The organism is Longimicrobium sp., from assembly GCF_048594345.1.
GTDB lineage: Bacteria > Gemmatimonadota > Gemmatimonadetes > Longimicrobiales > Longimicrobiaceae > Longimicrobium.
In genome coordinates this window covers 39549-53111 of sequence record NZ_JBMDXM010000198.1, presented here as the reverse complement: position 1 = coordinate 53111, position 13563 = coordinate 39549, and the positions used below count along the sequence as shown (strand labels likewise).

Below are 13563 nucleotides of genomic sequence, written 5' to 3'. Positions count from 1 at the left end.
GTCGCCGCCAGTCCAGAGGACGGCGGGGTAGTGGAGGGCGACGAGCGTGACCAGCATCCCCGCCAGGTAGCCGAGGGTCGCGCCCCAGAAGACGCGGCGGCGCGTCGCCGTGGCGCGGCGCAGGCGGTGGCCGAGCCAGAGGAGCACGGCGGGGACGATGAACAGCCCCGCCACCAGAGCCAGCTTGGACCCCATCACGACCGCGCCCGCGGATAGAGCCACAGCCACAGACCGCTGATCACCAGCACGGCCAGCGCCACGGCGGCGATGTCGCTCAGCAGCGTCCAGCCGTCGCCGAAGATCGCGCCGGAGTGCAGCTTTTCCAGGAACACGTCGTTGCGCAGGCCCACGTGCAGCACGCGGCCGCTGGCCAGGTCAACCGTCACCTCGTGCACCTCGCGGTCGTCGAAGCGCACCTTGACGAAGCCGTCGCCGGGGCGCACGTCCATGCGGTCGATGCCGGTGGCCGCCACCTCCGGCCGCACGGCCCCTTCCGCGCGGGCGGCGAGTTCCGCGATGGGCAGCGAGGCGGGGAGCGCGCCGGGGGACTCGTTGGGGACGTCGGGCATCAGCCCCAGCGGGCGCTTGTGGTTCAGCAGCACACCGGTGACGCAGATGATGAGGACCAGGCCGGTGGTGATGACCCCCAGCCACAGGTGCGAATAGAACATCCACCGCGCCCAGCCGCGGGAGCGGTCCCGCGGCTTGCGATCGGCGGCGGCAACGGGACGGGTGCTTGCGGAGACGGGCATCCGGGTGCAGGCTAAGGGGACAACGGCCGTATACAGAATACGGGTGCGACGCTACACCGCTCGCCCGGCGGCGGCAAGTCCGCGCGGGGTGGCGAGAAACCTGCGGCGCCCCCGCGCACACCGTCCGGCGACCCCGCGCCGGAGGTGGCCCGCCGTACGTCCTTACCACCAGCCTGGATCCATGCACCCACTCCGCAGTGCACTCGTCGCGCTCGCCCTGCTCGCCGCGCCGTCCCTGGCGGCGCAGGTGGAGCGCAACACACCGCCGGAAGCCGACAGCGTGCGGTACCGCGGGCTCGCCTGGCGCAACCTGGGGCCCAACCGCGGCGGCCGCAGCATCGCCGTGGCCGGCAGCACCGCCCGGCCGCAGGAGTACTACTTTGGCGCCACGGGCGGCGGGCTGTGGAAGACCACGGACGGCGGCACCACCTGGCAGCCCACCACGGACGGCCGCATCGGCACGTCCAGCGTGGGCGCGGTGGAGGTGTGCCAGTCCAACCCCGACGTGCTGTACATGGGCACGGGCGAAAGCCAGCTGCGCGGCAACATCCAGGCGGGCGACGGCGTCTACAAATCGGTCGACGCCGGCAAGACCTGGACGCACGTGGGCCTGCGCGAGGCACGCAACGTGGGCCGCGTCCGCATCCATCCCACCAACTGCGACGTGGCGTACGCGGCGGCGTTTGGCCACTACAGCGAGGCCAACCCGGAGCGCGGCATCTACCGCACCACGGACGGCGGGCAGACGTGGACGCAGGTGCTTAAGCGCGACGAAAAGACGGGCGGCGTCGACATCTCCATCGACCCCCAGAACCCCGACATCGTCTACGCGGCGCTGTGGGAGGCGTGGCGCAACCAGTGGGCGATGAGCAGCGGCGGCCCCGGGAGCGGCCTGTTCCGCAGCAACGACGGCGGCGCCACCTGGACGGAGCTCACGCGCCGCCCCGGCCTGCCGCAGCAGGGCCTGGTCGGCAAGATCGGCGTCTCCGTGAGCCCCGCGGACCCCACGCGCGTCTACGCCATCGTGGAGCACGACAGCGGCGGCGTCTTTCGTTCGGACGACCGCGGCGACACCTGGGAGCGGGTGAACACCGAGCGCAAGCTGCGGCAGCGCGCCTTCTACTACACGCGCCTGCTGGCCGATCCCAAAGAGAAGGACCGCGTGTACGTGCTGAACGTTGGCTTCTACCGCTCGGACGACGGTGGCAAGACGTTCCCCACGGCCATCCGCGTGCCCCACGGCGACAACCATGACCTGTGGATTGCCGCGGACGACAACCAGCGGATGGTGCAGGGGAACGACGGCGGCGGCAACGTGAGCGTGAACGGCGGAAAGAGCTGGACGGACCAGGACTATCCCACGGCGCAGATCTACCGCCTGGCGCTGACGCACCACCAGCCGGCGATGGCGTGCGGCGGACAGCAGGACAACACCACCGTCTGCGTCCCTGTCCGCGGGTGGGGGCACCTGAACGCGGGCGGCCGCAACTTTTTCGCGGTGGGCGGATGCGAGAGCGGCTACGTGGCCCCGCACCCCTCCAACACCGACGTGTACTACGCGGGCTGCTACGGCGGCGCGCTGGACCGCTTCGACTACTCCACGGGGCAGAACCGGCCGGTGAACGTGTGGCCGGAGAACCCCATGGGCCAGTCCGCCAGCGACGTGCGCGAGCGGACGCAGTGGACGTTCCCCATCCTGTTCGACCCCATGGACCCGGCGGTCCTGTACACGGCCACGCAGCACCTGTGGAAGAGCACCAACGAGGGGCAGAGCTGGCAGCGCATCTCGCCGGACCTGACGCGCGCGGATCCCGCCACGCTGGGGCCGTCCGGCGGTCCCATTACCCGCGACCAGACGGGGGTGGAGACGTACGCGACCATCTTTGCCGTGGGGCCCAGCCCGCGGGAGCGGGGGTTGATCTGGACGGGCTCGGACGATGGCCGCGTGCACGTGACCCGCGACGGCGGCGGCAGCTGGACGGACATCACGCCGCCCGCGCTGCCGGAGCACACCAAGATCTTCACCGTCGAGGCGTCGCCGCACCGGCCGGGGACGGCGTACGTGGCGGGGAACCGCTACCTGCTGGACGACTTCCGCCCCTACCTGTTCCGCACGGACGACTACGGGCGCACGTGGACGAACGTCGGCGGCAACCTGCCGGAGGGCGAGAACCTGCGCTCCGTGCGCGAGGACCCGGTGCGGCCCCGGATGCTGTACGCGGCCACGGAGCGCGGCGTGTGGGTTTCGTGGGATGACGGCGGCAGCTGGGAGTCCATCCGCCTGAACCTTCCCGTCGTCCAGGTTTCCGACCTGGCCGTGCGGGACGCGGACATCGTGATCAGCACGCACGGGCGCTCGTTCTACGCGCTGGACTACGGCGCCCACCTGCTGCGGCAGATGCGCGACGTCCCCGCGCAGCCGGACGCCCCGGCCCGCACGCGGAACCGCGCCGCGGGTACGCCGCCGCGCCTGTACCAGCCGGCGGACGTGGCGCGCGGCGTGGACAACGGCGTGACGGTGTACTACCAGCTTCCGGCGGCGGCGCGGCGGCTTACGGTGGACTTTCTGGACGCGCAGGGGAACGTGATCCGCTCGTTCGCCAACGACACGCGGCCGGACTCGGTGCGCAACCCGCGGCGCGCGGGCGGTGGCGGGGACGATGACGACGAGGGAGAAGGCGGCGGGTGGGGAGGCGCCCAGCGGTACGCGCCCAATCAGCCGGGGATGAACCGCTACAGCTGGAACCTGCGCTACCCGGGCCCCACGTCGTTTCCGGGGATGATCCTGTGGGCGGCCAGCACCGAGGCGGGCCCGCGCGTGGTCCCCGGCACCTACACGGTGCGGCTGACGGTGGACGGCCGCGAGCAGCGCCAGACCTTTACCGTCCGCACCGATCCGCGGCTGCAGGGAGTGTCGCAGGCGGACCTGCAGCGCCGCTTCGACTTCGCCATGCAGATCCGCAACCGCACCAGCCAGGCGAACGACGCGGTGCTGCTGATCCGCGGGGTGCGGCAGCAGGTGCAGGAGCGGCTGGAGCGCACGCAGGACGCGGAGGTGCGTCGGGCGGCGGACTCGCTGCTGGCGCGCATCGGCGTGATCGAGGAGCGGCTGTACCAGGTGCGCAACCAGAGCAGCCAGGACCCGCTGAACTATCCCATCCGCCTGAACAACAAGCTGGCGGCGCTGATGGGCCACGTGGAAGAGGCGGAGAGCGCGCCCACGGAGCAGTCGTACCAGGTGTTCCAGGAGCTTTCCGGCCAGCTGGACCGCGAGCTGGCGGCGCTGGAGGCGCTGTGGACGACGGACCTGGAGGCGCTCAACCGCCTGCTGCGCGCGAAGCGGCTTCCCCCCGTCACCCGCACCCCGCTGCAGGTGGATACGGACGGGCCGGGGAACGGGCGCGAGGAGGAGACGGATGAGGAAGAAGGCGAGCACCGGCGCTGGTGACGGGCGCGTTGCGGGGCGGCGCGTGAGGGGGTGAACGGACGGGCGGGGCACGATGGTGTGCTCCGCCCGTCCGTACCAGCAGGATCCTTCTGGACGAGACTGCCACCCGCGTATAAATTGACCGTAGCGGGCGCTCGCCCGCCGCGCGCCGGATCGCCATCCGAAAGCCCCCCCGCGCAGTTCCCGGCGTTGCCGTTCCCAGCCCGGCCCGAGGCAGTGTCGCGTGCCAGCTCTTGCATCCACCGAATCCCCATCCCTGACCCCGGTGGCCGCCTGGCTGCTGGGCCGCGGCGACGCACCCCCCGCGGCGCAGCTTCGCGCGGCCGGCCTGGGCGCGTACGCGTACACGACGCTGGCCGAGGGCGATCCGGAGCGCGACCTGCTGCGGATGGACTTTGTGACCTCGGTGGCGCGGCGGATGGACATCCGCACGGCGCTGTTCCCCCTGCTGAGCGCGTGGCAGCGGGCGGGGATCCCCATGCTGCTGTTCAAGGGCTTTCACCTGTCGGAGTTCGTGTACCCCGTGCGCGGCACCCGCGCGTACGCGGACGTGGACATCCTGATCCCGCCGGAGCGCGCGGAGGACGCGCGCCGGCTGGCGGAGCAGGAGGGGTGGCGGGTGAACTACGATTCGGCTGAGGTGGGGCAGCCGCACTTTCACACCGCGTTCGAACTGGTGAGCCCCACCACGGGGATCTGCGTGGACGCGCACCGCTACGCGCTGGGCGCGCTTACGCCCGGGCTGCGGCTGAAGCGCCACGTGACCGGCGCGGTGTGGGCGCGGGCGCGGGAGCGCACGTGGGAGGGGCTGCGGGTGTGGGAGATGGACCCGGTGGACGCGCTGCTCGTCGGCCTGGTGCTGGGGCGCGCCTGGGGGGCGGACGGCTGGGGGGTAAAAGCGCACGACGCGCTGGACTGGCGGCTGCTGCGCCAGGAGGGCGGAATGGACGACGGCGAGCTGGAGGCGCGCTCGCGGGAGCTGGGGTGCGCGCGCACGCTGCGGCTGTTCCGGGAGCGGTTTGATCCGGAGCGCGGGCGGCTGGAGCTGGGCCGGCCGCCTCGCGCCTGGGTGCGCCGGGCGCGGACGCTCTCGGCCGCGGAGTGCTTTCACCTGGGCGCCACGGTGCTGCGCGTAGCCAACGCCCCGGGGATCGCGGCGGACGCGGCGGCCATGCTGCCGTACGTGGTGCGCGCGCGAAAGGCGCTGCGCGAGACGACGGAGCTGGGCGAGCTGCTTCCCGCGCTCACGCCGGCCGGCCCGGAGCCCGGCGCGCCGGCCACGCGCGTGAGCCGCTTTCGCACCACGCGCGGGGTGCGCTGGGCCTCGCGCCTGCTGCGCAGGGGCGGCGGCTGCGACTGCCTGGTGCGCTCGCTGGCGCTCTACGTGGCCCTGCGCGAGCAGGGGTGGCCGGTCTCGTTCGTAAGCGGGGTGCGGCTGGAGGACGGCCGGCCGGGGAAGCACGCCTGGGTGGAGCTGGACGGCCGCGTGCTTCCCGAGTTGCGCGACTTTACGGTCGGCGAGCTGTATCGCGAGACGTTCCGCTATCCATCGTCCTGAATCCGGCACATCACGTCCGAAAGCTGATCGGCCTCACACTTCGGTGTGGGGCCGATCGTTTGTCGCGAGCCGCAAAAGAATGGGGCCTCACACGGAGTCAACGGAGTCAACGGAGTTTTCTCGTGCCGGGTCGTCGTGCTTTCGCGATTCGACAAAGGGAATGGGTCTCACACAGAGTCAGCAGAGTCAACAGAGTTTTACGTGCCGTTCCCGCTGATTTCAGGATGTGAAGCCGGATTCCTGGTGCCGGGTGCGGGTGGAGGATGTCGACGAGACGGGATCTTTTGTGAGGGTGTCGGGAACGGGACGCAGATGGAATGCGGCAGGGGGCCATCCGCATTTTTTATTTTTTTGAAGAGGCATGTGGATCGGTGAATGCCCCGCCGGAGCGCACGAGAGCGGGCGGCCAGCACCACCTGATGCGCGATCCCGTGAACCGTCCGCCACCTCGACAGTGGAGGTGCGGAGGCGAGATCAGCCGAGAAGGGCGAGGAGGGGAACGAGGAGCAGGATGCCGATGCCCAGGAGCAGGGCCCATCGCGCGTCGCGCTGATCGGAGGGGACGATGGCGCCGGGCTGGCGCGACTCCGCGACCAGATGGGGATGGCGGATGCGGACCCAGAGCATCGCGGCTTCCAGCAGCGCGAGCATGGCCAGCAGGTAACAGAGGACGAAGGCGTCCAGCCTGCCGCGCACCCACAGCGCCGCCAGCTCCGCCGCGAAGACCGCGGTTGCCACTGCCAGCGGCTTTGCCCATCGCTCCACCTGCACCACCAGCGCCGCGCAGAAGCGGGGACCGTCACCCACCAGCCGCAGCACGCGCGCCGCGTCGTCGTTCATGGGGTCGATGCGCAGCGCCTCGCGCAGGTGCTCGCGGCTCCCCTCCAGGTTCCCCGCCGCCCGCTCGATCCACCCGGCGGACACGTGCGCTGACGGTGCGTCGGGGGCCAGGTGCAGCGTGAACCGGGCCGCCTCGCGGGCCATGGCCAGCCGCCCCATGCGCAAAAGCGCCTCCGCGCGCACCCGGGCGCATGCCACGCTCCCCGCGTCCACCGCCAGCCCGGCGTCGGCCGCGCGAAGCGCCTCGCGCGCGTGGGCCGGGCCCTGGTTCAGCAGCGCCGCGCCCAGAAGGGCGTAGTAGGGTGCATGGTACGGGTCCAGCGCCAGGGCTTCGCGCACGCTGCGCTCGGCCTCGTCGTGCCGGTCCAGGTGCTCCAGCGCCTCGGCCTTCATGGCGTGCGTGTACGCCCAGTCCGGCTCCAGCTTTACGGCCTCGCCCGCCGCGCGCAGGGCGTCCTCGCCGCGCCCCTGCAGCGTGAGCGTCCACGCCATCAGCGCGTGCCCGTACGCGTCTTCCGGGTGCATCGACAGCCAGCGGCCCAGCTCGCGCTCGGCCAGATCCAGCCGCCGCACCTCGATCAGCCGCTCGCACGCCTGGAGCAGCGAATCGTCGTCGTACAGGTCCATGGAACGATGGAGAGGGAACCGCCGGAGCGTGATGGGTGGACGAGCGGGAGCGCCGCGCTACTCCAGCAGGACGAGCATCGGCGCCAGAAGGAGCAGGATGGCGTAGTAGACCAGCAGCTGGCGCGCCTCCCGCGCCGCGGGATCGTCCACGCCGCCCAGGCGCACCTCCTCCACGAGCGCGGGGTGGCGGCGGTGCGCCCACCGCATGCGCCGTCCGGGCACCAGCAGCACGACCGTGGAGGCGACGAGCACCCAGGCGATGGTGGCGCCCCTCGCCCGCGGCAGCACCACGGCCAGCTCCGCGGCGTACAGGGCGAGAACCCAGCCCAGCGGCCGCGCCCAGCGCTGCGCCTGCACCAGCAGCCCCGCCGCGCCGCGGGAATCGTCCGTCGCCGTCCGCAGCGCCGTCCGCGCGTAGTCGTTGGCGGGGTCCAGCCGCAGCGCCTGCCGCAGAAAATCACCGGCGCGCGGCCGGGCGCCAGCCCCCATCTCCACCGTTCCCGCCGCCGCGTGCGCCAGCGGCTCTTCCGGCGCCAGCCGCAGCGCGTACGCCGCCGCCTCGCGCGCCTCGGCGTGGCGCCGCAGCAGGCTCAGAACCAGCGCGCGCACCCGTGCGCACCACGCGTCTTCCGGGTCCAGCGCCAGCCCCGCGTCCGCCGCGCGCAGCGCCTCGCGCGTACGGCGGCGGCCGCCCTGCTCGTACAGCGACGCGGCAAGGAGGGCGTAGCCGCGCGGGTCGTTGGGGTCCAGCCCCAGGGCCACGCGGGCGCTGCGCTCGGCGTCGCGGTTCAGGCCAAACTGCAGGCACACCTCGCCCAGCGAAGCGTGGACGTAGCTCCAGTCCGGCGCCAGCCGCACCGCCTCCCGCGCGGACGCCACCGCCTCGTCCGCCCGCCTGCGCAGGGCCAGGCACCAGCCCAGCAGCGCGTGCCCCTGCGCCGACCGCGGGTACGCCGCCAGCCAGCGGCGCAGCACCGGCTCGGCCAGGTCCGCCCTGCGCGCCAGGATCAGCTGCCGGGCCGCCTCCAGCGACGGGCCGTGCTCCTCCGGCGGAATCACGTGCCCCGCAGGTTCACTCCCCACGAGATCGCCACCACGCCCAGCAGCACGATGGTGGAGAGCGCACCGCCCAGCTCGCTCCCCTGCGCGTACAGCACCGTCGACGCCGCGGCTACGGCGTACAGTCCGGCCGTCACCAGCGACATTCCCCGCGTCGGCCGCCCGCGCGGGCCGCGGAAGGTGGCGGCCAGGGGGATGAGTAGCGCCGCGAACATGATGGCGCCTGCCTCCAGCCAGTTCGTCCCCATCGCCAGCAGGGCCACCGTCATGGCGATCGCCGCCGCCACCCCGGCCGCCATGAACCCGCCCGATCGCCGCTGCTCCGGGGAAAGGACGTATCGCCCGTCCTTGCTGGCCAGGAGGACGGCGTTGAACACCTGCGGCGCCGTCCAGGAGAGAAGGACAAAGGCGATGTACGCGATCATCAGCGGCATCAGCCAGGGCGCCAGCTCCGGGTTGGCGTCCGCCGCGCGCCGCACCACCTGGTAGCCGAACCATCCGCCCAGCAGCACCATCCACCGGGTGCGCGCGGGAAGGCGGTTGGTCCACAGAAAGTAGTGCAGCATCCCCGCGTAGAGGGGGTTGCGCGCCTTGAGCGCCTCTACCAGCCCCTCGCGCGCCCACTCGCTTTCCGGGTCCAGCCGCAGCGCCTCGCGAAAGTGCCCCAGCGCCGCCGCGCGGTCGCCGCGATGCAGCAGCGCCCATCCCTGGTTGGCGTGGGTGTGGCTGTTCTCCGGGTCGCGCGCCAGCGCCCCCTGCAGCGCCGCGCCCGCCTCGTCCTTGCGGCCCAGGTGCACCAGCGCGGTGGCGCGCAGGTTGGCGGCCCCCGTGTGGGTGGGGTCCAGCGCCAGCGCGTCGTCGGCGGCGTCCAGCGCCTCGCGCCAGCGGCGGCGGCCCAGAAACGCGGCGGACAGCACCACGTAGTGGCCGGGGTCGTCCGGGTCGATGCGGATGGCCTGCTCCGCCGCCCGCTGCGCGTCGTCCCAGCGCTCCGCCTCGATGTGGACGTGCGCTTCGGCGTAGTGTGGAAACGGATCGTCCGGGGCCAGGCCGACCGCCGCGCGCGCCTCCTCCAGCGCCTCGGCGCGGCGGGACTCATGCTCCGCCAGCACCAGGGCCAGCAGGGCGTGCGCGTCGGCGTCGTACGGGTCTTCGGCCAGGGCCAGGCGGTACTCCTGCTCGGCCAGCTCGGCCCGGCCCTGCTGCGCCAGCAGCCAGCCGCGCTGCCGGCGCGCGGCGGTGGGATCGCTCATCACTTCGAGAGGATGGGGGAGATCGTGATCATCGTCATGCCAGATCCGGAACGGGCCCGCGTCCGGCCAGGGGTGCCGCGCATCTCCAGCATGGCGTTGACGGAAGGTTCTACGGATCGCGCATCAGGGGGTGCGATCGACGTGCTCTCCCGCGGGTTCTGGAGATCATCCGCCGATCTGCATCCCCTCAAAAAAACGCGGATGGCCCCCTGCCGCATTCCGTCCGTCTACCGTTTCCTACGCACCACGCGGGCCCGTGCCTCGTCGACAGACGGGCGGGCCATGTCCGCTCACTCCGGCCGAGGCTCCTCGCCGCGGATCGGAGGAAACGGCACGAGAAAACTCTGCTAACTCTGAGTCCGGTCTAAGAAGTCACGAATGCCGTACTCCACGTCAACGTGGAGAAAAATGGGTCTCAAGAATGCTCTCAGACGGCCGATCGTGACTTCAGGATAGTGCGCAGGACCCTGAAATCTGGGGTGTCGACCGCCGATGCGGACTGTTAGACCGGACTCAACTCTGGTAACTCTGCGTGAGGCCCCATCTTTCAGCGGACCGCGATCAGGCCAGCCAGGGCTTCACGTCGTCGTACAGGCCGCCCTCGTTGGCGTACATCACGTAGTTGCGCGCCGTGGCGAACCACTCGCGGGTGCTGGGGCGCACGTCCTTGGCTCCCTTCAGCAGGTCGTCCGTGGTGATGGGCACGGGGCGGCCGGTGCGGATGGCGTCCGTCAGCTTGCGCTCGATCGCGAGATCGACGACGGCCTTGAGGTCCGCGCCGGAAAAGCCGTCCGTCTTGCGCGCCACCTTGTCGAAGTCCAGCCGGTCCGCCGGTTTGCCGCGGGTGAGGATCTCCAGGATCGCCGCGCGGGCGGGCACGTCCGGCGGGGGGACGAAGAGCACGCGGTCAAAGCGGCCGGGGCGGCGGAACGCGGGGTCCAGGTGCCAGGGCGCGTTGGTTGCGGCCAGCACCAGCAGCCCGTCGTTGCCGCCGTCGATGCCGTCCATCTCGCTGAGGAACTGATTGATTAGCGGCCGCCCGGCGCTCGTGCGAAAGTCGCTGCGGCGGCTGGCCAGCGCGTCCACCTCGTCAAAGAAGAGGACGCACGGCGCCTGGTCGCGCGCCTGCTTGAAGAGCTCGGCCAGGTTGCGCTCGCTCTGGCCGATCCACATGTCCAGCACCTCGTGGATTCCCACGGAGATGAAGGTGGCGTCCACCTCGCCCGCCGTCGCGCGCGCCAGGTGCGTCTTGCCGCACCCCGGCGGCCCGTACATCAGGATCCCGCCGCCGATGGGCCGGCCGTACGCCCGGTACATCTCCGGGTGCTTGAGGGGGTGGATGATCTTGAGCCCGATCTGCTCCTTGAGCGCATCCATCCCCCCCACGTCCTTGAAGCCGACGCCGGGACGCTCCACGTGTACCGCGCCGTCCGCATCGCCCGGAAGGTCCAGGGACGGCGCCTCCCGCTCCGCCGCCGGCCCGGTGCGCACGCCGCCCAGCCGCGCCGCCAGCTCCACGTCCGCCGCCGCGGGGTTCGCGGCCACGGCGACCTCGTACGCCTGCCGCGCGCGCGCCGTCTCGCCCGTCTCCAGCAGCAGCCGGGCGAGCAGCAGCTGCACCTCGGGCCCGCCGCGGCCGGCGCGCGCCTCTTCCTCCAGCACCACCAGCGCGGCGGAGAGCTTCTGCTGCGCGCGGAACGCCTGCACCAGCCCCAGCCGGGCCGTGGCGTCGTCCGGGTCCAGGCGCAGCGCGGCGCGGAACTCCGCCTCCGCCTCGTCGGCCGCGCCGTCCTGCAGCAGGGCGTCGCCCAGCAGCCGGCGCAGCGGCGCGTCGTCAGGTGCAATGCGCAGGGCCTCGCGCAGCGCGCGAACCCGGTCCGAGGGTTGAGACATGGGATCGATTCCGGTTCTACGGGAACGGCAGGAACCGCGAGAATAACGGACTTCCGCGCATCCGGTCAAGGCAAACGCCCCGATGCTGCGCACGGACGCGGTGGCGCTCGCCCGGCACCGGTGATGCAGCCGGCGATACGGGAACGTAGTTTCCCCGGTTGCGGACACCCAGTTGCCGGAGACGCCGCATGCCGCCGGGCCGCCGAGTCCGCGAAGGCGGACTTTGTGCCGTGCCAGCCGCGGTTTCAACCGCCCGAGACGGGTATCGGCCAGCGCACCTGCAGAGCCGGACGTAGCGTTCTGTTCACCACCTGGAGGATACGGATGAATCGATGGATGAGGGGCTCGGCGGCGGCGGTCCTGCTGCTCGCGGGGGCGGGATGCGGCGGTCTGGGCGCGGGGCAGAGAGCCTCCGCCTCCGCCGGTGGTGAGGCGACGCAGGGGGCGGCGGCGGGGGAGGCGGCGATCACGGCGGAGGGGCTGCTGCGCGACATCAGCGAGCTGGCTTCGGACCGCTTTCTGGGGCGCGCCGTGGCCACCGCGGGCGAGGACTCGACGGTGAACTACCTGGCGCGGCGCTTCCGCGAGATGGGGCTGGCGCCGGGGATGCCGGACGGAAGCTACCTGCAGCGCGTGCCCCTGATCGGCACCACGTCGCGCGTGGAGGCCACGGTGCGGGCCGGCGACACCGCGCTGAGCTGGCGGCAGATCGAGGAAATGGTGACGTGGTCGCATCGCCCCGACACGCTGGTCACCGTCGCGCCCAGCGACATCGTCTTCGTGGGCTACGGCGTGGTGGCGCCGGAACTGGGATGGGATGACTTCAAGGGCGTGGACGTACGCGGCAAGACGGTGGTCATGCTGATCGGCGACCCGCCCGTCCCCGACCCGCGCGACAGCACGAAGCTGGATCCGAACGTCTTTCGCGGCCCGGCGATGACGTACTACGGGCGGTGGACGTACAAGTTCGACGTCGCGGCGGAGCGCGGCGCGGCCGCCGTGCTGCTGGTGCACCAGACGGGCCCCGCCGGCTACCCCTGGAGCGTGGTGCAGGGCAACGTCCGCGAGCGCTTCGAGGTGGAGGGCGGGCCCCAGCATTCGCCCGTGGAAGGCTGGATCCAGCTGGAGACCGCGCGCGCCCTGTTCGCCGCCGGCGGCCACGACTTCGCCGCGCTGGAGCGCGCCGCCCGCACCCGCGAGTTCCGCCCCGTGGCCATTGGCGGCACGGCGGCGTTCCGCGTGCACAACGCCGTGCGCCGGGTGCAGTCGCGCAACGTGGTGGCGCGCATCGAAGGCTCCGACCCGGCGGTCCGCGACGAGGCGGTGCTGTTCACCTCGCACTGGGACAGCTTTGGCATCGGACGCCCGGTGGACGGCGACTCCATCTACAACGGCGCGCTGGACGACGCGTCGGGGGTGGCGTGGATGCTGTCCGTGGCGGGCGCGTACCGGGCCATGAACCCGGCCCCGCGCCGGACCCTTGTCTTCGTCTCGTTCACGGCGGAGGAGCAGGGGCTGCTGGGCGCCCGCTGGTACGCCGCGCACCCCGTCATCCCGCTGGACAAGACGCTGGCGGACATCAACATGGATGCGATGAACCCGTGGGGGCGCACGCGTAGCATGGTGAGCCTGGGCCACGGGCAGAGCTCGCTGGAAGACATGCTGGCCCGCCATGCCGCCCGCCAAGGCCGCACCGTGGTGCCGGACCCGGAACCGGAAAAGGGCTACTTCTACCGCGCCGACCACCTGGAGCTGGCGCGCGGCGGCGTTCCCGCGCTGTCGTTCCTCTTCCCCGGCACGGACTACGTGAACCCGGACCCGGGCTACGGCGAGCGGGTGCGCGGCGCCTACATTCGCGACGACTACCACAAGCCCAGCGACGAGGTAAAGCCGGACTGGGACATGGCGGGGATCGTGGACGACACGCGCCTGCTCTTTGGCGTGGGGCTGGAGGTGGCGAACGGCGACGCGTGGCCAACCTGGAGCCCCGGCTCCGAGTTCCGCGCCCGCCGCCCCACACCGCCGGGCGGCAGCCGGTGATCCGTACGCAGCGGAATAGGTGTGGGAACGCAGCGGTGTAGATGTCAGTGATCGGTTACATGCGATCCGCTGTTAGTGATCGTTGACATGAAT

9 protein-coding genes are annotated in these 13563 nt (G+C 72.0%); 3 read left to right on the top strand and 6 right to left on the bottom strand.

The features are described 5' to 3' along the window. A partial coding sequence (locus ACOJUJ_RS21810) for a hypothetical protein (protein WP_420129030.1) occupies positions 1-195 on the bottom strand: 195 nt, incomplete at its 3' end. Beyond that, complete coding sequence (locus tag ACOJUJ_RS21805) at positions 195-752, bottom strand: PepSY-associated TM helix domain-containing protein (protein WP_420129029.1); 558 nt, start codon at positions 750-752, stop codon at positions 195-197. The genes ACOJUJ_RS21810 and ACOJUJ_RS21805, both read right to left, overlap by 1 nt. A 181-nt stretch (positions 753-933) precedes the next feature. Here ACOJUJ_RS21805 and ACOJUJ_RS21800 point away from each other — a divergent pair, with 181 nt between their 5' ends. Beyond that, a complete protein-coding gene (locus tag ACOJUJ_RS21800) occupies positions 934-4200 on the top strand; it encodes a WD40/YVTN/BNR-like repeat-containing protein (RefSeq protein WP_420129028.1) in 3267 nt (1088 codons plus the stop codon). A 265-nt stretch (positions 4201-4465) separates the two neighbouring features. Next, a complete protein-coding gene (locus ACOJUJ_RS21795) occupies positions 4466-5758 on the top strand; it encodes a lasso peptide biosynthesis B2 protein (RefSeq protein WP_420129027.1) in 1293 nt (430 codons plus the stop codon). A 474-nt stretch (positions 5759-6232) separates the two neighbouring features. Here the strand turns inward: ACOJUJ_RS21795 and ACOJUJ_RS21790 are convergent, their stop codons facing one another. The 4 genes from ACOJUJ_RS21790 to ACOJUJ_RS21775 form a co-directional block, all read right to left on the bottom strand. Further along, a complete protein-coding gene (locus tag ACOJUJ_RS21790) occupies positions 6233-7225 on the bottom strand; it encodes a tetratricopeptide repeat protein (RefSeq protein WP_420129026.1) in 993 nt (330 codons plus the stop codon). 57 nt (positions 7226-7282) lie between these two features. After that, the gene (locus tag ACOJUJ_RS21785; protein WP_420129025.1) at positions 7283-8284 is read right to left on the bottom strand and encodes a hypothetical protein; all 1002 of its coding nucleotides are present in this window, start codon (positions 8282-8284) and stop codon (positions 7283-7285) included. Further along, the gene (locus tag ACOJUJ_RS21780; protein WP_420129024.1) at positions 8281-9537 is read right to left on the bottom strand and encodes a tetratricopeptide repeat protein; all 1257 of its coding nucleotides are present in this window, start codon (positions 9535-9537) and stop codon (positions 8281-8283) included. Before ACOJUJ_RS21780 ends, ACOJUJ_RS21785 begins: the two co-directional genes overlap by 4 nt. 561 nt (positions 9538-10098) lie before the next feature. Further along, the gene (locus tag ACOJUJ_RS21775; RefSeq protein WP_420129023.1) at positions 10099-11430 is read right to left on the bottom strand and encodes an AAA family ATPase; all 1332 of its coding nucleotides are present in this window, start codon (positions 11428-11430) and stop codon (positions 10099-10101) included. Between the two features lie 324 nt (positions 11431-11754). Between ACOJUJ_RS21775 and ACOJUJ_RS21770 the strand changes: the two genes are divergently transcribed. After that, positions 11755-13470, top strand: coding sequence for a M28 family peptidase (locus ACOJUJ_RS21770; RefSeq protein ID WP_420129022.1), 1716 nt, complete (start codon positions 11755-11757; stop codon positions 13468-13470). The last annotated feature ends 93 nt before the right edge of the window (positions 13471-13563 follow it).

Coding starts and splice junctions, on each gene's coding strand:
- ACOJUJ_RS21805 (WP_420129029.1), bottom strand. CDS start 752: ATGCCCGTCTCCGCAAGCACCCGTCCCGTTGCCGCCGCCGATCGCAAG.
- ACOJUJ_RS21800 (WP_420129028.1), top strand. CDS start 934: ATGCACCCACTCCGCAGTGCACTCGTCGCGCTCGCCCTGCTCGCCGCG.
- ACOJUJ_RS21790 (WP_420129026.1), bottom strand. CDS start 7,225: ATGGACCTGTACGACGACGATTCGCTGCTCCAGGCGTGCGAGCGGCTG.
- ACOJUJ_RS21780 (WP_420129024.1), bottom strand. CDS start 9,537: ATGAGCGATCCCACCGCCGCGCGCCGGCAGCGCGGCTGGCTGCTGGCG.
- ACOJUJ_RS21775 (WP_420129023.1), bottom strand. CDS start 11,430: ATGTCTCAACCCTCGGACCGGGTTCGCGCGCTGCGCGAGGCCCTGCGC.
- ACOJUJ_RS21770 (WP_420129022.1), top strand. CDS start 11,755: ATGAATCGATGGATGAGGGGCTCGGCGGCGGCGGTCCTGCTGCTCGCG.